We start from the raw sequence: 20,845 nt of genomic DNA on the forward strand, positions 1-20,845 counted from the left end.
TTCCGCCGTGCGTCTATTCCTCGAAGATCCCGATCCCGTTGGAGACCGGCCGCTCGGTGACGTCGTCCTTCGCGCCGCCCCGGGGGCGGTTGCGGAGTTCGCCGTTCACGATCATGGTGGTGGATCCGCCACCGTCCAGGTTGACCGCGTCGACAGCGCCCAGCGAGAGCATGAACCGGGCCGCTTCGGCGAGGGTGGCACCGGCGCTCACTCCCACCTCCCGGCCGTCGATGGTGACGAGCAGCAGGGTGCCGTCCGCCTTCACCCCCGCGAGGGTGCGCGGGTTGGGCTTGCCCCCCGCCGCGTCGGAGGCGACGGTGACCTCGCCGTTCCTGAGCAGCCGGTGACTGCCGCCGACGGCCGTGTCGACCGGCTCGCCGATGGGCAGGCCCGCCCCGTCCGTCATCTCCTGCGCCACGTCGATGTGGCTGCCCTTGAGCACGTGGCCCTGCAGCCACCCGGCGGCGGGGCCGATGCCGTACAGGGTGCTGCCGCCCGCCGGGATCCGGCCGCCCGCCGGAACCCGCACCTCACGGACCGTGCCGTCCGCGGTCAGCACGGCCTCCGCGCTGCGCGGCGGGCCGGGCGGGGTCCGGGTCGACCACTGCTCGGTGAACTGGACGATCTCGTCACCATCGGTGCACAGCCCCGTGTACGGGTCGGACATGGGCTCCTCGGTGGTGGCGATCCGGTCGCCGCCGACGCCGCCGCAGCCGAGCACCCGGCCGGGCACCCGGTTGACTCCGTCCAGTTCGCGCTCCGCGGTGTCCTCGGCGCGCAGCCGGCCGATGGTCTGCGTCTCCTCCACGCGCGCCACCAGCCGCCCCTGCTCGTAGCCGAGCAGCAGCGCGGCCCGGCCGTTGCTCGCCTCGCTGAGGATCTTCCCGTTCTCGGCGTAGAGGCCCAGGGGGTCTCCGTCGTAGCCGGCGAACTGGCGTCCCGTGTCGATGTCGAAGAACGAGCCGTTGACGGCCGCACGGGCCCCGGAGCCCTTCGCCATGTCCCGTACGGTCGTGGTCCCGGCGAGCTCCTTGCTGTGGATGCCGGCCACCCGGGCCTTGGCGTCGGGGCTGACGCTCAGCACCTTGACGGCGGAGGAGCCCCTGCGGCCGAACTCCTGGGAGGTCTCGCTGTACTCCACGCCTTGGGGCAGGTGGAGGTCGACGACGGCGCTCGGCGAGGGCGCCGGGCGGGCGTCGTCGGGTGCGGCGGTGCAGGAGGTGGCCGCCACGGCCAGGCAGAGCAGGGCGGCGACGGTGGTGCGTCTAGCCATGCCGGACCGGCAATGCTCCGGGCAGGGCGAGGTCGCCGACGTACACGGTGACGTCCGACCAGACCGTGTTGCCCCCGGCGTCCTCGTAGCGGCAGGAGAACCGGTCGTACCCGAGGTACGAGGGGTGGGGCTGGTAGGTGACCGCCCCGTCCGGGGTGCAGCTGATCATCCCGCCGCGGGCCAGGGAGACCCCGGTCAGCCGCAGCCCGGGGGCCGGGCTCTCGGCGGGCAGCACGGCCCGCGTTCCGGGGTGCAGCTTCAGGACGCGTCCGGGCAGGGCGTAGCGGCGGACGTAGAAGCACTGGTCGTGGACGACCGCGCAGGCGACGAGCTTGTCCCCCTGGGCCGGCATGATGCCCACGATGACCTTCGGGATCAGGACCGATCCGTCGGCGGTGTCCTTGCCGATCTTCACGGTTCCGACGGCGGTGCGCGGCTCGTCGCCCGTGGCGAAGGTGGTGAAGCGCCCGTTGGTCAGGTGGCGCAGCCCGTCCAGCTTCTCGAAGGTCGCGACGTCGCCGAACATCTCGTCGAGCAGATAACCGTAGGTGCGGAACGAGCCGCCGGTCGCCGTGATGCTCATCGCGACCTGGAACTCCTGTCCCGGGGCGACCGGGAGCGCGGGGTCCACCTCGGACACCAGGTCGAGCACGCCGGTGCGGCCCTCGTGGGAGACCCACGCCCGGACGAGCGGATACCAGTCGGTCATCGTCGTACCTCCGCGACCCGTTCCTTGGTCTGCTGGTCGAAGACTTCGTCGGGCAGGAACTCGACGGCGCGCTCCGGATCGAACTGGGACTGAAGATTGCGGAAGTACGGGGGCGGCAGCAGCTCGTGGGCCTGCATCTCCCCCGCGATGAAGCGGGAGCACTCCACCGCGCCGTGGGCGCGCAGGTGGGTGTTGTCCCCGACACCGTCCGGGTAGTTGGGATGCTCGCCCGGATCCAGGTAGAGGAAGATCTGCTTGGTTCCCTCGGGGCCGGCGTGCCGCCACCAGGCGACACTCCATTCGTTCAGGTCGATCAGCGGCACCGTGAGCTGGGCCGCGACCTCCCGCATGGCCGCCGGGTACAGGGTCAGCGGGCGGCGCATGTTGGCGAACTTGTCGAAGACGCGGCGCTCGTGGCTGGTGACGAGGACCGGGTGGATGCCCCGGTCGCGCGCCGCGTGGACGTACTCGCGCAGGAAGGCCTGGTACTCCTTGAACGGCTCGGTGAAGCGGCCGTCACCGGGCTTCATGTCGATGAGTCCGAAGGAGATGAGCATCAGGTCGCCGGGAGCCGCGTTCTCCAGGATCCAGGCGAGTCGCCCGCGCTCCAGGAAACTGCGGGTGCTCGAACCGGCGCGCGCGCAGTTGATCACCTCGGCGCCCTGCACGAACAGCTGCAGGGTCTGGCCCCATCCCACCATCGGGGCCATGCTGGCCTGCCGGCTCGTGACGCTGGAGTCGCCGGCGAGGAAGATTCTCGTCATGCTTTCGTGCACTTCCTATCAGAACTCGCCGAAGCCCCGTGCTCCGAGATAGAGCTGAGCCCGCTGGTCGCCGACGGCATTCGCGTCCATCGTCTCGATGACCTGGTAGGCGCGCTCGCAGTTGGAGGTGTCGCGCAGGACGAAGAACTCCTCGGCGCGCCGGCGGTACTGGGGTTCCACCTCGAAGTTCCGCTCGATGGTGGCGATGATCTCGTGCACCGCCTGGTCGACGGTGCCGCAGGCCGGGCCGAAGCCGTCCCGCGCGAGGTCGAAGTAGCCGCGCTTGTAGTGCTTGGTGTAGAAGGACTCGTCGTCGAAGTTCGTGTAGACGATGGGCTTGCCCATGTAAGCCACGTCGAAGAACACCGACGAATAGTCCGTCACCAGCATCGAGCACTCGCGCATGGCGAGCTGCACGTCGCGGCCCGTGGTCGACACGCTGATCGACGGGTGGTCGATCTTGAAGTGGTGGAGGTAGGGCCGGATCTCGTAGTGCGGCATGAATTCCAGCTCGACGCCGTAGTACTGGGCGGCGCTCAGCAGCCGCTCGTTGCGCAGCAGCGCGGAGAAGAACCGGTAGTACTCGGACGCCGCGAACGGGATCTCGGGCTTGGCCGCCTTGTTGTACGAGGGCGCGACGATGTCGCGGCGCCAGGTCGGCATGACCAGGATCCGCCGCGGGCCGCGCACCGGCTCCAGGGCGTCGAACCGGGGCAGGCCGGTCGCCGCCACGCGCGCGTAGCCGTAGCCGCAGTGCTCGGCGTAGTACGAGCGCTCGCTGCGTCCCGTGGTGAGCACCATGTCGACGTTGGTGGCCTGGCCGTGGATCGAGGCGACGACGTCGTTGTAGACGACGCCGTGCTGGAGGAACACCCGCTTGTAGCGCAGCAGGTCGCCGTAGCCGCGCAGGAAGGCGCGCTTGAGGAGACCGGGGAAGCCGAGGTAGGCCTCCAGGTCGTACGCGTTGATCAGGCGTTCCGCGTGGAGCAGGTAGGCGCGGTGCTTCCACGACATCCGGTCGATGACCTGGCCGTACTTGGCCACCTTGTCCCAGTCGGGGGAATCGCCGTTGATCGAGTAGTAGACCTTGGTCTTGGGGCGGTTCTGCCGGATCCACTTGAACAGGTGGTAGCTGTTGTCCTGGGCGGTGTCCTCGCGTTCACCGATGATCCAGATGCCCCGGTTGTGCAGGTAGGGGTACGTCAGCCAGTACATGAGGCGGGTGCGCCAGCCGGGCCGTCCGGGCAGCGAGTTGCGCAGCTCCCACTTGAAGCGGCGCAGCTTGTCCTTGGACCGGGCCGCGAAGCCGCGTACCCAGCGGACGGTGACCTGCTCGTCGTCGTCGATGGACAGGACGAAGCGCTGCCGGCCCTCGGTGTGGACGCCCTTGAAGCGGTGCAGCATCTGGCGGGCCGCCAGCGGGACGTCGTGGTGGCGGTCCCGGTCGATGACCCGGATCACCATGCTCAGCTCGGTGTTGGCCAGCTTGTCGAGGGTGCCCGGGCGGGCGGTGGCGCGCCAGCCGGAGAACCAGTCCTGGTTCTTGCGGGTGCGCCAGCGGTCGCGGCGGTAGTTCTGCTCCAGGGGGAGCGTCACCTCGCGCTGCCCGTCGGAGAGCACGAGCTGGATCCGGTTGGTGTACCGGGCGTTGATGTCCACGCCGGAGAGGACGAGGAGCCCCTCGAAGTGGATCTCGCCGTCGGTCCAGTCGAAGGTCTCCAGGACGGCGCTGGCCCGCGGAACGCGCAGCAGCGTGGTGCGCACCGGGTCGGACACGAGTCTTCGGTAGACGCCCTCTTCGTCGAGGAAGAGCGTGGGAAGGTACTCCGGCGCTCCCAGCGGGTCCGCGAAGAGGTCGAGGTTGCCCGTGACGATCGCGTGGTGCTGGACCTTGGACTGCGGGTGGACGGCGTACTGGAGGATCACGTCGTCGGGGATCTGGCTGTAGACCGAACCCAGCAGGGGCAGGACCGAGGCGAGCTCGGGCCTGCTCATGATGCGGTGCATGTTGCGCACGTAGGGCTGGAGGGTACGGACGACGAAGCGCTGGGCCAGGACGACGGTCCGCGGCGGGGCGCCCTGGACCGAGGCCAGGACGTGCGCGGCCAGCCGGACCCGGTCCACCGTCTTGACGGGGTCGTTCCAGGGCGAGTCGAAGAGCGAGTTCTGGTTCTCCTCGTCCCGCTCGAAGAAGCGGGCGTTCTGCGCGATCGCCACGCTCCGCGCGTACAGCACGGCCGGGACGGTGAACCAGTCGTCCTCCAGGCCAGGGCCCGGGCCTCCGCGGAAGCCGTGCTCCCGGATGTAGGAGGTCTTGAACAGCTTCCCGCCCAGCAGCGTGGAGAAGACGAGGTACGGCGCGTCGGACAGGCGGCGGACCGAGGTCTTGGAGGTGAAGTACCGCTGCCACGGCTCGTCGTCGCTGCGCCAGGGGCCGGGGAAGTTGTCCGCCTGGCCGGCGACGACGTCGGCGCCCTTGACCCGGCGGCCGGCCGAGAGCAGCCGGCCGATGGAGTCCTCGCCGAGGATGTCCCGGGCGCGCGAGAACATCACGTAGGGGGCGACGGCGTACTGCAGGCCGTGGTCGAAGGCCGCGCTGGCGCCGAGGCTGTGCTGGGTGACGACGCCCGCGTTGGGGTAGTAGGCGGCGAAGGCCGCGAGCTGCCGTGCGGTGCTGTCGTTCGACCCGTCGTCGACGAACACCACCTGGGTGCGGGCGAAGCTGCGCTGGGCCACGAGCGAGGAGAGGAACTCGCGCAGGTGGTACTCGTCGTTGTGGCAGTGGACCACGAGCGTGGCGGCGTAGCTCTCGGGCAGTTCCACGGGCCCGGTGGGGGCGACGTCCTGCCACCACAGCCACGGGGTGCCCCGGTCCGAGGTCTTGACCCGCTGTTCCCCGGTCTCCGGGCGCAGGCCCAGGTTGCCGCTGACGGTCTCGTAGACCTCGAAGACGCCCGCGTCGCAGGAGTGCCGCATGCTGCTGACGTCGACGCCGCTGATGTTCAGCGCCGTGGAAGCGCGCTCGCCGGCGTGCCGGAGCTGGACGAAGAAGTTCCAGTTGCCGACGCGCTCGGTCTTGTCCAGGGTGGACTTGAGGTCGATGGTGGTGTGGTACCGGATCCAGTCCTTGTCGATCTCCACACCGGAGACGGGGAAGTGGTGGTCGGCCTTGGTGCTGCGGCGGCGCAGCACGGCGATGATCTCGACCTTGTCGTCGGCGGCGAACCGGCTGAACTGGTTGCGGATCGCGCCGGAGATGTGCAGCTCGCCGTCGACCATCTCGATCGACGCGGCCTTGTTGTACATGCGGGAGTCGGCGAGCTTGTGCCCGGTCAGCTCCAGCTCGGTGACTTCGAGGAAGCGCTCGGCATTGGGGTAGCCGAGCAGCGACCCGGACCAGAACACCCTGCCGTCGCGCTCCACGATGTCGGAGCTGATGACGCTGCGGCGCTTCATGTAGTCGGAGGCCGACACGGCGATGTCGACGCGTCCGTGCATGAGGCCGAAGGCGCGGATGCGCTCCATCGGGCCGCACAGTTCGAAGGTGCCGGGGTCGAGGCTGTGCAGGTACGGGGCCACGGCCGCGAGGAACCCGCTGTGGAAGGCGTGGTCGCCGGTGCGCAGCTCGGGCGTGTAGAGCCGCAGGTCGTGCGAGAGGAACTTGGAACCCTTGCGGGCCAGCAGGTCCGGGCGGCCGACGCTGCGCAGGAAGCTGTCGGTGTACTGGTGCACCAGGACGCGGTCGCTGATGCTGCGCAGCTCGTGGCGGCGGTTGGTGATCGACGGCTGGTCGGACTCCCGCTCCCACATCCACCGGTAGACGGGGGTGGCGAGGATGGTGAAGGAGCGCGCGTAGAAGTTCGCGACCGTGGAGAAGTAGGTGTCCTCGAAGTAGACGCCCTCGGGGAAGCGGATGCCGTGGTTGTCGAGGAAGTCCCTGCGGTACAGCTTTCCGGCGGCGATCGGGTCGTCGATCAGCTCGGGCATGCCGCCCAGGCCCGCGACCGTCTGGTCGGCGGGGTAGAGCTGGGGCTGCCAGACGGTGAGCTCGTCCGTGGCGTGGTTGATGCGCACGACACGGCCGGCGGTGATCTCGGAGCCCGTGACGAGCGCCGAGGACAGGAGCGTCTCGGCCGCCTTGAGCGGCAGCTCGTCGTCCGCGTCGAGGAACATCACGAACTGGCCGGAGGCCGCCTCGATGCCGTTGTTGCGGGGTGCGCCGCAGCCGCCGCTGTTCTGCGGCCGCTCGATGACCCGCACGCGCCCGTCCTGGGCGGCGAACTGGTGGGCGAGGGCCAGGGTGCCGTCGGTGGAGCGGTCGTCGACGACGAGGACCTCGATGCCGCGGTGCGTCTGCCCCAGGGCCGACTGGAGGGCCCGCGCCAGCGTGGCGCTGGCGTTGAAGGCCGGTATGACGATGGTGACGCCGTAGTGCGATATGTCGACCGGGAAGCTCATCGAGAGTAGTGCTCCGGTTCGACGTAGCCCGGCCGCAGGGCCTGGGCCGGAATCTTGGAGAGCTGCATGGTGTCCGTCACGGCGCCCGTGTACTCGTTCGGGTAGGGCGCGGGGTACGGCACGAAGCCCGGGTCCTCGTACGGCTCGGGGGCGGGGAACCGCTGGGCGGCCTCCACGACCTCCTGCAGCTCCTCATCGCCGCGGCGGCGGTGACGGCCGGCGTGCAGGTGCGGGGCTATGGAGCCGGCGCGCGAGGGGATGTTGCCCGGGTCGAGGCGTTCCATCGTGCGCGTGAAGTCGCGGGTGGAGAGCCAGAACTTGAACATGATGACGAGCTCGAAGCCGCCCATCAGCACGGCCGACGCGGCCGTGGTCCACAGGATGTGGCCGATGACGGGGCCGATGATGAAGATGAACATCTGGAACTCGATGCCGCTGATGAGGTGCGGCCGGATGCGGCTCTGCACCAGGGCGTGGCGGAACCGGGCGTACCAGGGGAACCGCGTGCGGAACTGCTCGTGGAGGTCGATGACCTCGGACTGCTCCGCCTGCGCGCTCTGGGCCTTGAGCTCGTCCGCCTGTCCCAGGGGGTTCTCGCGCAGCAGGTCCTCGATGAAGACGACCTTGCGCTCCTCCTCCTCGACCCCCTGCTCCGCCTGGCGGGCGAGGGTGACGGCTTCGATCTTGCCGCGCATGGACATGCGCATCTTGTAGATCTGGAGGGCGTCGACGTAGCGGAGCATGTCGAGGAAGATCACGACCAGGGCCGCGAGCAGGTAGACCTCTTCGTCGTGCTGCAGGAACTGCCCGCCCATCAGGGCGAGCGCGCAGAACAGGACGCGGATGCGGTCGAAGACGTAGTCGAGCCAGCCGCCGAAGACGGTGCCGTTGCCCTTGAGGCGGGCGAGCTTGCCGTCGATGCAGTCGAGGATGAAGCTGAGGTGGTAGAGCGCCGCGCCTATGCACAGCGACATCCAGTCGGCCTGGAGGAAGAAGAAGGCCGAGCCGAGGCCCACGAAGAGAGCGGCCCACGTCACCCGGTTCGGCGTGACGAAGTTCCACCGCGCCAGGACGACGAGCATGCGCGTCGCTATCGGGTCGACCAGAAGGACCGTCCACCAGGCGTCCCGCTTTTTGCAGGTGAGCTTCTGGACGGCCTTCAGAGACAGCTTGGACATAACCCCTCAGTCGTCGACACAGTGAACCGGGCGTGCAGGCGGGACCTTCACCCTGTGATCACTCGTGACGGCAAGTGGCCGCCACTGTGACGCCAACCGTCCACTTATGGTTCAGGTAAAGGGCGTTCTTTGACCTTACCAACACGTCGATGACGCGAGCTAGCGCGCAAGTCGACAGCTACCGTCGTCAAACCCACATATGAATTGACGAAACGGCCGCTATAGGACACTCCACGGAGTGAACTCCAGGCCATCAGATCCCAGTTGCTGCCGGGCCACCCGCAGCCTTCCGTCCATCCCCACCGTGACGATCACCACACGGCCCCGGGCGTCGAAGGCGGCCGCGGGCGGGACGATCGAGCGCTCGCCCGATTCGGACCACCACACTCCCGTATCCGGGCGCCCGTCCGGGTGGGCGCCGATCGACGGCACTCCCCCGTGGCCCCCGCGCACGAGCACGGTGCAGCCCCAGCCCTGGATGTCGGCGCCCGCCACCCCGGTGACCGGGCCGTCCCCGTCGGGCCCGCCGAGGCCGATCGGCGCGTGCGCACCCGGCCACCAGACGCAGACCTCGTTCGTCATCGAGTAGCGGAACCGCACCAGCCCGGACTCCGGAGCCGCCGAAAGGCTGCCGGGGCGCAGGCTCACCGGGATCCGGCTGTCCTCCTGCCACGCCGAGGCCGGGTCCCCGAGGTACCAGTGCACGGCGGCGTCCGCGTCGCGCGCCCGGGCCACCAGGTGCACACCGCCGTCCGGCGCCGCGAAGGCGGTCATCTCGTCGGCCACCTTCTGCCCGCGCAGGGCGTCCCAGCGGCTCAGCGCGCCCTTCGGCGACTGCTTGCGCACGCTGACACCGTGTCCGAAGTTGCGGACGAAGACGTGCATGAAGCCGTCGCCGGAGAAGGCGGCGGCCGGGAAGCCGACCGAGCGGGCCACCTGCCAGTTCGGGGCGTGGGGGTTGCCCAGCGGGACCCAGGGCCCGAGGGGCCGGCCGGTCTGGTACTGGGCGGCGCACACCACCTCGATGTCAGCGCCGCCCTCCTTGCGCTTGGTCCGGCTCAGGCCGATCAGGTACGCGTAGCCGTCGGGCCCCTGCAGCACGTTCAGCCCGGGCATGAGCTCCGGTCCCCCGAGCAGCTCGGGTCCGCTCCACGGCTCGGCCTCGGTGCGGCCCTCGGTCCACCGCACGACACCGGCGGCCGTGGGCAGGTAGGCGGACAGCCGGCCGTCCTTGCCGCTGACCAGCCATTTGGCGGGCATCGGATACCGGGCGGCGCTCTCGGGAGGCAGTGCGGCGTCCGATCCGGCCCGGCGGCAGTCGACGAAGACGGGGGTGCCGACGTCCAGCTGGTAGCGGCGGGCGGCCCTGAGCGCGCTGCGCGCGGCCCGGCCTCGCGCGGCCGGCTCGTTGACGATGGGGAGCTTGCGCTCGGTGTCGAAGGAATCGTGCGCGGGATCCGGGTCGAGGGTCCGTACCCGTACGGGACCGGTCTCGTGGAGGACATCGAGGATCTGCCCTGTGATGTTCCCCGCTCCGGCGTCGAGCACGAAGGGCTCTCCGGAGAACCTGCAGCCGCGCCGGGCAGCCCCGGCCATGGCCGATTCCAGCGCCCGGTACTCGGTCGCGCTGCCGTCCGCGAGGCAGACGACCTCGATCACCGCACCGTCCGGCTCGGAGGCGATCAGAGGGATCGCCTCCCCGGGCGTGGCAACGACGATCACCACCGGAGCGGCCTGGACCGCCGCACCTCGGGGGGCCGCCGACGTCTGCTCACGGGAGGTGTCACCGCGTCTCGCACGACGTCCGGTTGATCGGACCATTGCTCTGCTCCCCCTTCCTCTCACGGACTGCGCACATCTGTCCCACACCGGCCACGAAGACGATAGGCGCTCTCCCGTTCGAGTTGGAAATCTGCCTATAGTGCAGCGGCATCCGGCCCACCGCGCCGTCCGTCAGCCGACCGAGGCCCTGAGGATTCGAGCAGTATGACCCAACAGACCGCCACACCCAGTCACCGGAGCACCGGGCGGCGAGGAGTGCGTCCGCCCAGGTCACGCGGACGCCGCGCGATGAAGATCGTCCTGGTGGTGGTGGTCCTGCTCCTGCTCGGGGCCGCCGGCACGGGCTGGTGGGCATACAACCACCTCAACGGAAACATCGACAGCGTCGACCTGAACCAGCAGATCGGCGCCGACAACCGGCCGGCGAAGGTTCCGGACAGCGGGCAGAACATCCTGGTGCTCGGCTCGGACTCGCGCGACGGCGCCAACGGTGAGCTCGACAAGGGCGACGTCAGCGGCTCCCGCTCGGACACCAACATGCTGGTGCACATACCCGAGGGCCGTAAGAAGGCCACCGCGATCAGCATCCCCCGTGACACCCTCGTGACCCGGCCGGACTGCAAGGACAAGAACGGCAAGACGATCGCCGGCGCGAACCGCGTCATGATCAACGGCGTCATCGGCACCGCCGGCCCGGCCTGCGTCGTCAAGACCATCGAGAAGATGTCCGGCGTCCGCATCGACCACCTGGTGAAGGTGGAGTTCGCCGGCTTCAAGGAGCTCGTGGACGCCCTCGGCGGCGTGGACGTCACCCTCGACAAGCCCATCAAGGGCGGTCTGAACCTCGACGCGGGCACGCACCGCCTCAACGGCACGGACTCGCTCAAGTTCGTTCGCACCCGCCACGGTTACGGCGACGGCAGCGACCTCGGACGCATCGATCTGCAGCAGAAGTTCATGATCGCGATGCTGTCCGAGATCAAGAAGCAGGACGTCCTCAGCAGCCCCGCCCGGCTCTACAAGCTCGCCGACGCCGGCACCAAGGCGCTGACCACCGACGCCGAACTCGACTCCCTCAAGGGTCTGTCGGACTTCGCCCAGAGCATGAAGGGCGTGGACCCGGAGACCATGGAGACGATCATGCTCCCGGTCGCCTACGACAAGATCGACATCAACCGCGTCGTCGCCGTGGAGCCGCAGTCCGGCCAGCTGTGGGAGGCCCTGCGCAACGACCAGCCGATCCCGGCCTCGGCGAAGAAGTCCCCCGCCACCGGCGGCTGACCCGCCCCGCCTCCGTCGCGTGGCGCCGGCCCCCCGCGGGCCGGCGCTACGCGCCGTTCGCGCCCAGCTCCGCACGCCAGTCGCCGCTCGTGTGCCACTGCCCCGGCGGGTACTCGAACCGCACCTCACCGAGGAGCACGAACCCCGCCGCGCGGCACACCGCGCTGGACGCCGCGTGGTCGACGGCCGGGAAGGCGTGCAGGTGGCGGCGGGTGCCGTGGACGCCCGCGTGGGCGATGACCGCCCGGGCCGCGCGGGCCGCGAGGCCCCGGCCCTGGAACTCGGGGAGGATGCCCCAGCCGGCCTCATAGACCTCCTCCCCCTGCCAGTGGCGCTCCCAGAAGCCGACGCTGCCCACGCTCTCGCCGTCGGCGACGACCCGGAACATCCGCCCGGCCCCCGGCTCCCGCGCGCTCAGCGCCAGGTAGCGCCGGTGCCGGTCGCGGAGCTTGGCCTCCGTCTCCGGGCCGCCCAAGTGCTCCGTCATGGCCGCCTCGTTCTTGCGCAGCAGCAGCCAGAAGTCGTCTTCCGCCCAGGGTTCCAGTCCTACGGTGATCTCCATGCCCCCACCGTAGAACGCGCTCAGCGGCCCTCGCGCGCCGCGTTCGGTGTCATGCCCTCGCCCCGGCCCAGCCGGCTGTGCTTCTTCCCGTAGAGGTAGTAGACGGCGATGCCGATCACCATCCAGATCCCGAAGCGCAGCCAGGTCTCGGCCGGCAGGTTCAGCATCAGCCAGACCGACGCGGCGATCGACAGGATCGGCACGAGCGGCACCCACGGGGTGCGGAAGGCCCGGTGCAGGTCGGGCCGGGTGCGGCGCAGGACCATCACGCCGAGCGCGACGACGACGAAGGCGAAGAGGGTGCCGATGTTCACCAGGGTCGCCAGCTCGTTGATGCTGGTGAATCCGGCGACGATCGCGATGATCACGCCGAGCAGGATCGTCGGCCTGTAGGGCGTACGGAACTTCGGGTGCGTCCGCGAGAAGAACCGCGGCAGCAGTCCGTCGCGGCTCATCGCGAAGAACACCCGGGTCTGGCCGAGCAGCAGGATCATGCAGACCGTGGTCAGGCCCACGGCGGCGCCGAAGCTGATGATGCCTCCGTAGACCGGATGGCCGGCGGATTTGAAGGCGTCGGCCAGCGGGGCGCTGACGGAGAGCTCCTTGTAGTTCTGCATGCCGGTCACCACGATCGAGACCGCCACGTAGAGCACGGTGCAGATGATCAGCGAGCCGAGGATGCCGCGCGGCATGTCCCGCTGCGGCAGCTTGGTCTCCTCGGCGGCGGTGGCCACCACGTCGAAGCCGATGAAGGCGAAGAAGACCACGGAGGCGGCGGTGAAGATGCCCATGATGCCGAAGTTGGTGGGCTCGTAGCCGAAGATGAGCTGGACGAGCGGGGCGTCCAGTCCGGAGCCGCCCTTCTGGGCTTCGGCCGGCGGGATGAACGGCGTGTAGTTGGACTTCGTGATGAAGAACGCGCCCGCGATGATCACGATGAGCACCACCGTGACCTTGATCGCGACGACCACCGCGGTGATCCGCGCGGACAGCTTCACCCCGACGACCAGGATCGCGGTGAGGACCAGGACCAGGACGAAGGCGAGCAGGTCGAAGCTGCCGCCCGGAACGTCGGGCCCCTGCAGCGCGGCGGGCAGGTGGACGCCGGCGTTGTCCATGAGCGAGCGGACGTACCCCGACCAGCCGACGGCCACGACCGCGGTGCCGAGCGCGAACTCCAGCACGAGGTCCCAGCCGATGATCCAGGCGGGCAGCTCGCCGATCGAGGCGTACGAGAAGGTGTACGCGGATCCGGCCACCGGGACGGTGGAGGCGAACTCGGCGTAGCACAGGGCGGCCAGCGCGCACACGATGCCGGCGGCGACGAACGCGAGGGCCGTGGAAGGTCCGGCGGTCTCCTTCGCGACCTTGCCCGTCAGGACGAAGATGCCGGTGCCGATGATCACGCCGACGCCGAAGACGGTCAGGTCCCAGGAGGAGAGCGACTTCTTGAGCGCGTGTTCCGGCTCTTCCGTGTCGAGGATCGACTGTTCGACCGATTTCGTACGGAAGGGACTCTTCAGGTTCCTACTCACCGACGCACCTCCGCTGGGCAGACCGCATCGAAACGAAACGGGCCGGAAGGCCCACCCTTCAAGGGTGAACCTCCCGGCCCGTGGCGTGCAACCGCAGATGATCAGTCGCGGCGGTCGCAGGGGTCGGCCGAGAGCCGTCCCGCCGCTCAGTCGACGGCGGCGGCCGGCTCGCTCTCGTAGCGCCCGTCCAGCTTGGCCACCAGGCCCGTGACCTGCCGCGCGATGTCCGGGGCGGTCAGACCGATCTCGGCCATGACCTCCTTGCGCGTGGCGTGGTCCAGGAAGCGCTGCGGAATGCCGAAGTCACGCAGCGGTACGTCGACCCCCGCGTCCCGCAGTGCCTGCGCCACGGCGGAGCCGACACCGCCGGTACGGCTGTTGTCCTCCACGGTGACGACCACGCGGTGGCGGTCGGCGAGCGGGGCCAGAGCCTCGTCCACCGGCTTGACCCAGCGGGGGTCGACCACGGTCGTGGAGATCCCCTGCTTGTCGAGGAGGTCGGCGATCTCCAGGCACATCGGGGCGAGCGCGCCGACCGAGACGAGCAGTACGTCCGGCCGGGTGACCTCGTCGGCCGGACGGCGCAGCACGTCCATGCCGCCGATCTTGCCGATGGCCGGCACGGCGGGGCCGACGACGCCCTTGGAGAAGCGCACGACGGTCGGCGCGTCCTTCACCAGGACGGCCTCGTTCAGCTGCGCGCGCAGCTGCTCGGCGTCGCGCGGGGCCGCCAGGCGCAGGCCCGGGACCACCTGGAGGATGGACATGTCCCACATGCCGTTGTGGGAGGCGCCGTCGGTGCCGGTGACACCGGCACGGTCCAGGACGAAGGTGACCCCGCACTTGTGCAGGGCCACGTCCATCAGGACCTGGTCGAAGGCGCGGTTGAGGAAGGTCGCGTACACCGCGAAGACCGGGTGGGCGCCGCCGGAGGCCAGGCCCGCCGCCGAGGTGGCGCCGTGCTGCTCGGCGATGCCGACGTCGAAGATCCGGTCCGGGTAGGCGTCGGCGAACTTCTTCAGGCCGACGGGCTGGAGCATGGCCGCGGTGATGGCGACGATGTCCTTGCGCTCCCGGCCCAGCTTGACCATCTCGTCGGCGAAGACGGAGGTCCAGCTGGCGGCGTCGGTGGAGACCGGCAGGCCGGTGTCCGGGTGGATCACGCCGACCGCGTGGAAGCGGTCGGCCTCGTCCTGGACGGCCGGCTCGTAGCCCCGGCCCTTCTGGGTGAGGCAGTGCACGATGACCGGTCCGCTGAAGCGCTTGGCGCGCTGCAGGGCCGATTCCAGGGCCTCGATGTCGTGCCCGTCGATGGGCCCGATGTACTTCAGGCCCAGGTCCTCGAACATGCCCTGCGGGGCGATGAAGTCCTTGAGGCCCTTCTTGGCGCCGTGCAGGGTCTCGTAGAGGGGCTTCCCGACGACCGGGGTGCGCTCCAGGAGGTCCTTGCCGCGGGCCAGGAAGCGCTCGTAGCCGTCCGTGGTGCGCAGGGTGGCCAGGTGGTTCGCGAGGCCGCCGATGGTGGGGCCGTACGAGCGCTCGTTGTCGTTGACGACGATCACCAGGGGGCGGTCCTTGGCGGCGGCGATGTTGTTCAGCGCCTCCCAGGCCATGCCGCCGGTGAGGGCTCCGTCGCCGATGACCGCGGCGACGTGGTGGTCCTCCTTGCCGAGCACCTCGTTGGCCTTCGCGAAGCCGTCGGCCCAGCCCAGCACGGTGGACGCGTGCGAGTTCTCGATCACGTCGTGGTCGGACTCGGCGCGCGAGGGGTAGCCCGACAGGCCGCCCTTGGTGCGCAGGCCGCCGAAGTCCTGGCGGCCGGTGAGCAGCTTGTGCACGTAGGCCTGGTGGCCGGTGTCGAAGAGGACCTTGTCCTTGGGCGAGTCGAAGACCCTGTGCAGAGCGATCGTCAGCTCGACGACACCGAGGTTGGGGCCGAGGTGCCCGCCGGTCTTGGAGACGGCGTCGACGAGGAAGGTCCTGATCTCTGCGGCGAGCCTGTCGAGCTCCTCCTGGCTGAGCCGGTCCAGATCGCGCGGTCCCTTGATGCGGGTCAGCAGCACCCGTGCCTCCTTGCAGTCGCTTGCTGGTCTGCCGAGTCTAATCTTCGCCACTTGGGCGTTAGTGAAGCGCGGTCCCGGTCAGGTCACACCTTTGTCATACCTGTACACATCAGCACGGAGTCACACCCGCCAAATGGGGGTATACCCGCACATCTGTACGTACACGCTCACGCGCAGGTGCCCGGTGCCACATGAAGTGGCACCGGGCACTGTGACGGTTCTTACCGCCGCATCACGCTCCGCGCACGCCGGTCAGGCGCGCCCGGCCGTCTTCTGCGTCTTGCGGGTGATCGAGTCGATCACCACGGTGGCGAGGAGGACCGCGCCCGTGATCATGTACTGGATCGGCGTCGCGATGCCCTCCAGGGCCAGACCGTACTGGATGGAGGTGATGACCATGACGCCGAGGAGGGCGTTCCAGGTCCGGCCGCGTCCGCCGAAGAGGCTGGTGCCGCCGATGACGGCCGCCGCGATCACGTTCATCAGCAGGTCGCCGGCGCCGGCGCTCTGGTTCGCCGCCGCGATCTTGGAGGCCCAGAAGAGGCCGCCGATGGCCGCGAAGGTGCCGGCGATCGCGAAGACCGTGATCCGGACCCGGTTGACGTTGATGCCGGCGCGCCGGGAGGCCTCGACGCTGCCGCCGAGGGCGAAGACCTGGCGGCCAAAGGTGGTGCGCCGCAGGAGGAAGTCCGTGCCGACCAGGGCCAGCAGGAAGAGCACGATCGCCAGCGGCAGGCCCTTGTACTGGTTGAACACCATGGCCGGACCGAAGGTGAACACCGCGAGGAGCCCGGTGCGCAGCAGGATCTCGCCGAGCGGGCGGGAGGGGACCCCCGCGGCCGCGCGGCGCCGGTTGTCGGAGAACGTGGCGAGGAAGTACCCCGCCACGGCGAGGGCGGCGAGCCCGTAGCCGACGGCCACGTCCGAGAAGAAGTACGTGGTCAGCTGCCCGACCACGCCCTCGGAGTCGAGGTTGATCGTGCCGTTGCTGCCGAGGATCTGCAGCATGGCGCCGGACCAGAAGAGCAGGCCCGAAAGGGTGACCGCGAAGGCCGGGGCGCCGATCTTGGCGAAGAAGAAGCCGTGGAGGGAGCCGATCAGGGCGCCTCCGGCGATCGCCGCGAGGATGGCCAGCCATTCGTTGACGCCGTTGGTGACCGAGAGGACGGCCACGATCGCGCCCGAGACACCGCTGACCGAGCCGACCGAGAGGTCGATCTCACCGAGCAGCAGGACGAAGATGATGCCGACCGCCATCATGCCGGTGGCCGTCATCGTGATCGCGATGTTGGTGAGGTTCTCGGCGCCGAGGAAGTTCGAGTTCAGGCCCTGGAAGATGCTCCAGATGATGATCAGGCCGAGGACGACGGGCACGGAGCCCAGGTCGCCGGCCTTGAGCTTGCGGCCGAACTCGTTCACGTACCCGGCGAAGCCCTGCTCGCGGACGAGCAGGCGGGGGTCCACGGCCGGAATGGCGTCGTGGGCGGCAGCCGGGTTGACGGGGTCTATGTGCTGGGTGCTCACTTGCGGGCCTCCCCTGTGCGGGCCGCCCGGCGGGTCACGGCGTTGTCCGTGGCCCCGGTGATGGCGGAGATGATCTCTTCCTGCGACGTGTCCTTCACGGAGAAGACGCCGTTGTTGCGGCCCAGCCGCAGGACGGCCACCTTGTCGGCCACGGCCTTCACATCGGCCATGTTGTGGCTGATGAGGATGACGGCGTGACCGCGCTCGCGCAGCCGCTCGACCAGGTCGAGCACCTGTGCGGTCTGCTCGACGCCGAGGGCGGCGGTGGGCTCGTCGAGGATCACGAGCTGGGGCTCGCCCAGCATGGAACGGGCGATCGCCACGGTCTGGCGCTGGCCGCCGGAGAGCGAGGCGATGGGGATGCGGACACTGGGGATCCGGATGGACAGGGTGGTCAGGAGCTCGCGTGCGCGCCGCTCCATCTCCACCTCGTCGAGGATGCCGCGCCGCTTGAGCTCGCGTCCCAGGAAGAGGTTGCCGACGACGTCGATGTTGTCGCACAGCGCGAGGTCCTGGTAGACCGTCGCGATGCCCAGGTTCTGGGCGTCGTGGGGCTTGGTGATCGAGACCGGACGGCCCTCCCACTCGATGACTCCGTCATCGATGGGGTGCACGCCGGCGATCGTCTTGACCAGCGTGGACTTACCGGCGCCGTTGTCGCCGACGAGGGCGACCACCTCGCCGGAGTGGATCTCGAGTTCTACGTCGGTGAGGGCCTGAACGGCGCCGAACCGCTTCGAGACCCCGCGCAACGCCAGTACGGGCGCAGCGGACACATGAACCATCTCCTTGCCGCCTGACCGGCGGGGATGTCGTGCAAAAGAGCAGGACCACGGGGGGATTTGAGAGAAAGCGAAGGTGCTTGAGAGAAACGTTTCTGTCCGGCGCCCCGCCGGTGGCGGGATGGAGGCGGGAGCGCCGGACAGGTATGGGGGCCGCTCGGCGGACCGAGCGGCGGGGGCCTACTTCAGGCCGATGGCGGCGCAGGCGGCCGCGTACTTGTCGGTGCAGATCTCGTCGGCCGTGTAGACGTTGTCACGGATGACGGTGTCCTTGACGTTCGCCTTGGTCAGCGAGACGACCGGGATCAGCAGGGACGGGACGCCCTTGGTGGTGGGGCTGTCGACCTTCGCGGTGGCGGTGGTCGCGATCGGCTCGCCCTTGGCGAGGGCCACGGCCATCTTCGCGGCGGCCTCGGCCTCGGGGGCGTACGGCTTGTAGACGCTCATGAACTGCTCGCCCGCCACGATCCGCTGCACACCGGCGAGTTCGGCGTCCTGGCCCGTGACCGGGGGCAGGGGGGACACGCCGGCCGCCTTGAGGGCGGTGATGATGCCGCCGGCCATGCCGTCATTGGCGGAGTAGACGCCGATGACCTTGTCCTTGCCGAGCGCCGAGAGCGCGGCCGCCATGTTGGTGTTGGCGTTCTCCGGCTTCCACTCGACGGTGTCGTACTCCTTGCCGACGTTCACCTTGCCGTCGAGGACGGAGTGCGCGCCCTTCTTGAACAGCGCGGCGTTCGGGTCGGTGACGGAGCCGTTCATCATGACGATCTGGCCGGCCTTGGCCTTGTCGCCCAGGGCCTCCAGGAGCGCCTTGCCCTGGACCTTGCCGACCTCTTCGTTGTCGAAGGAGGTGTAGGCGTCGATCGGGCCCTCGGCGAGGCGGTCGTAGGCCACGACCGGGATGCCGGCCTCCTTGGCCTTCTTGACCGAGCCGGCGATGGCCTTGGAGTCCACCGCGTCGATGATCAGGACGTTCACCTTGTTGGTGATCATCGTGTCGACCTGCGAGTTCTGCGTGGTCGCGTCCTGCTTGGCGTTGGCGTAGACGACCTCGCCCTTGCCCGCGGTGAGCTCCTTGACGGCCTTCTCGATGAGCGGCTTGTCGAACTTCTCGTAACGCGCGGTCTGGTTCTCCGGGAGGAGCAGACCGACCTTGATCGCGCCGCCCTTGACCGCTCCGGAGGCGTTGTCCTTCTTGTCCCCGGACTCCTTCGCGCTGCCGCAAGCGGCGAGCGAGACGGCCATGGTGCCGGCGGCAACGGCGACGGCGACTCTGCGCATACGCGTGTTCATTACTTGAACCTCCCTGACGAGGCCGCAGCACTGCGGCCGAGGTGGATGTGAGTCAACCCCGGCCGCAAGTTTGTCGTCAAGGAGTGAATGCTTAACGAGATGACAACGACGCCATTCGTTATCTAACTGAAGACAAGACGGCGGGAGCTCGCACTCCACTTCCATTTTCCGCCAAAAGTGTCGAATCGCCCATCTCACTCAGTACGAGGGCCAGCGCGCCCAGCACCTCGGCCCGCCCGCCCAGGGACCCCGTGAGCACCGACAATTGCCGGGCGGCACTGGGGATCGCGTACCTCCCCACGGATTCACGGATGGGGGCCAGGACCAGTTCACCGGCGTCCGCGAGGGAGCCTCCCAGGACCACCCGGCTCGGGTTCAGGAGATTGCACAGACTGGCCACGCCGCTGCCGATGTGGCGGCCCACGTCGGTGATGACGCGACGGCAGCCGGGGTCCCCGTCCCGGGCGAGTTCCACCACCCGTTCCATCGTCAACTCCGGTCCGTGGCTGCTCTGCAGGAGCGGCAGCACGTACCGGGCCGCGGCGAAGGTCTCCAGGCAGCCGCGGTTGCCGCAGCGGCAGACGGGACCCGATTCGTCGAGCGTGATGTGCCCGATCTCGCCGGCCGTGCCGCCGGGTCCGCGGTAGATCTGGCCGTTGATGACCAGCCCCGCGCCGACGCCGCTGGCGACCTTGATGTAGGCCAGGTCCTTTACTCCCCGCCCGCTCCCCCAAACGAGTTCGCCGAGCGCCCCGAGGTTCGCGTCGTTGTCCACGTACACCGGTACGCCCAGGCGCTGCGAGAGCTCGCGGCGCGGGTTGATCCCGGCCCAGCCCGGCAGGATCGCGGTGGAGCCGAGGGTGCCGGACTCCAGGTCGATGGGGCCCGGTACGCCGAGCCCGACGCCGATGACCTTGTCGCGGCCGATCCCGATGCCCTCGACCAGCCGTCCCACCAGGGCTTCGGCCCGGTCGAAGCCGTCGACCCAGGAGGCGTCCACGTCCAGCGGCTCGGACTCCTCGGCCAGCACCTGGTGGGCCAGGTTCCCCACGGCCACCCGCAGGTGGGTGTGGCCGAAGTCCACGCCGATCACGATGCCGGCGTCCCCGCTGAGCGAGACGCTGCGCGCCCGCCTGCCCCCGGCGGAGGTGTCCGTGACCTCGACGGTCCCGGCCTCCTTGAGTTCCCGGACGATGTTGGAGACCGTGGCCGCCGACAGTCCGGTGCTCCGGGCGATCTCCGCCTGGGTCAGCGAACCGGCGAGCCGCACCGCCCGTACGACGCGCTCCAGATTGGCGCGATGCAGCGAAGACTGCGATCCGGGAGTCTGCACGACTCATCCACTCCTGCCCATAAGCAACGGCAAGCCGTCGCCCCCCGGCCGGGGTGGTCAGTGGCTGCATGCCCCGACTGACACGAGACCCCGGCGTCTCTCCAACTTGTGAACCTTAAGTCGAGCCTTTGCGCCTCACGACGTCAAGAGGCCGCCGCAGTACGAATCGGTCACTACCGGCCATAAGTATGAGAGAACCTCCATCCTGATCGTGCTACGGTCGCCGTGGCGCTGGTCAACACGGTCTTCACGGCCGGATCGGGCGCCCTCTGTCATGCAAGCGCTACGCAAGGAGGTGTTCGGGA

The 20,845-nt window shown here is 69.3% G+C and carries 14 protein-coding genes; 1 reads left to right on the forward strand and 13 read right to left on the reverse strand.

Annotated elements, in window-relative coordinates; translation table 11 throughout:
• Positions 1-13: 13 nt before the first annotated feature.
• From OHA37_RS08250 to OHA37_RS08275, 6 genes are all read right to left on the reverse strand, one after another.
• Positions 14-1,273, reverse strand: a complete 1,260-nt coding sequence (locus tag OHA37_RS08250; RefSeq protein WP_266903686.1) for a phosphodiester glycosidase family protein — start codon at positions 1,271-1,273, stop codon at positions 14-16.
• Entirely contained in the window at positions 1,266-1,982 is a 717-nt protein-coding gene (locus OHA37_RS08255; RefSeq protein WP_266903687.1) for an Ig-like domain-containing protein, read from the reverse strand. The genes OHA37_RS08250 and OHA37_RS08255 overlap by 8 nt, the downstream gene beginning before the upstream one ends.
• On the reverse strand, positions 1,979-2,746 hold the full coding sequence (locus OHA37_RS08260; protein WP_266903688.1) for a rhamnogalacturonan acetylesterase: 768 nt from the start codon (positions 2,744-2,746) through the stop codon (positions 1,979-1,981). Before OHA37_RS08260 ends, OHA37_RS08255 begins: the two co-directional genes overlap by 4 nt.
• 18 nt (positions 2,747-2,764) lie before the next feature.
• Entirely contained in the window at positions 2,765-7,204 is a 4,440-nt protein-coding gene (locus OHA37_RS08265) for a bifunctional glycosyltransferase/CDP-glycerol:glycerophosphate glycerophosphotransferase (RefSeq protein WP_266903689.1), read from the reverse strand.
• Entirely contained in the window at positions 7,201-8,382 is a 1,182-nt protein-coding gene (locus OHA37_RS08270; RefSeq protein ID WP_266903690.1) for a CDP-alcohol phosphatidyltransferase family protein, read from the reverse strand. Before OHA37_RS08270 ends, OHA37_RS08265 begins: the two co-directional genes overlap by 4 nt.
• 219 nt (positions 8,383-8,601) lie before the next feature.
• Positions 8,602-10,107, reverse strand: coding sequence for a hypothetical protein (locus OHA37_RS08275; protein ID WP_266903691.1), 1,506 nt, complete (start codon positions 10,105-10,107; stop codon positions 8,602-8,604).
• 261 nt (positions 10,108-10,368) lie between these two features.
• Here OHA37_RS08275 and OHA37_RS08280 point away from each other — a divergent pair, with 261 nt between their 5' ends.
• A complete protein-coding gene (locus tag OHA37_RS08280; protein ID WP_443046125.1) occupies positions 10,369-11,445 on the forward strand; it encodes an LCP family protein in 1,077 nt (358 codons plus the stop codon).
• A 46-nt stretch (positions 11,446-11,491) separates the two neighbouring features.
• Here the strand turns inward: OHA37_RS08280 and OHA37_RS08285 are convergent, their stop codons facing one another.
• The 7 genes from OHA37_RS08285 to OHA37_RS08315 form a co-directional block, all read right to left on the reverse strand.
• Entirely contained in the window at positions 11,492-12,007 is a 516-nt protein-coding gene (locus tag OHA37_RS08285) for a GNAT family N-acetyltransferase (RefSeq protein WP_266903693.1), read from the reverse strand.
• Positions 12,008-12,027: 20 nt separating this feature from the next.
• Positions 12,028-13,542, reverse strand: a complete 1,515-nt coding sequence (locus OHA37_RS08290) for an amino acid permease (RefSeq protein WP_266903694.1) — start codon at positions 13,540-13,542, stop codon at positions 12,028-12,030.
• Positions 13,543-13,688: 146 nt separating this feature from the next.
• The gene (gene dxs / locus OHA37_RS08295) at positions 13,689-15,605 is read right to left on the reverse strand and encodes a 1-deoxy-D-xylulose-5-phosphate synthase (protein ID WP_266903695.1); all 1,917 of its coding nucleotides are present in this window, start codon (positions 15,603-15,605) and stop codon (positions 13,689-13,691) included.
• A gap of 252 nt (positions 15,606-15,857) precedes the next feature.
• On the reverse strand, positions 15,858-17,129 hold the full coding sequence (locus OHA37_RS08300; RefSeq protein ID WP_266903696.1) for a sugar ABC transporter permease: 1,272 nt from the start codon (positions 17,127-17,129) through the stop codon (positions 15,858-15,860).
• Positions 17,126-17,914, reverse strand: coding sequence for an ATP-binding cassette domain-containing protein (locus OHA37_RS08305; protein ID WP_112447331.1), 789 nt, complete (start codon positions 17,912-17,914; stop codon positions 17,126-17,128). The genes OHA37_RS08300 and OHA37_RS08305 overlap by 4 nt, the downstream gene beginning before the upstream one ends.
• A gap of 177 nt (positions 17,915-18,091) precedes the next feature.
• Positions 18,092-19,207 (reverse strand): sugar ABC transporter substrate-binding protein, encoded by a 1,116-nt coding sequence (locus OHA37_RS08310; protein WP_266903697.1) that lies wholly within the window; start codon positions 19,205-19,207, stop codon positions 18,092-18,094.
• Positions 19,208-19,325: 118 nt separating this feature from the next.
• A complete protein-coding gene (locus OHA37_RS08315; protein ID WP_243331471.1) occupies positions 19,326-20,540 on the reverse strand; it encodes an ROK family transcriptional regulator in 1,215 nt (404 codons plus the stop codon).
• Between the last annotated feature and the right edge of the window lie 305 nt (positions 20,541-20,845).

This window comes from Streptomyces sp. NBC_00335 (assembly GCF_036127095.1).
Lineage (GTDB): Bacteria > Actinomycetota > Actinomycetes > Streptomycetales > Streptomycetaceae > Streptomyces.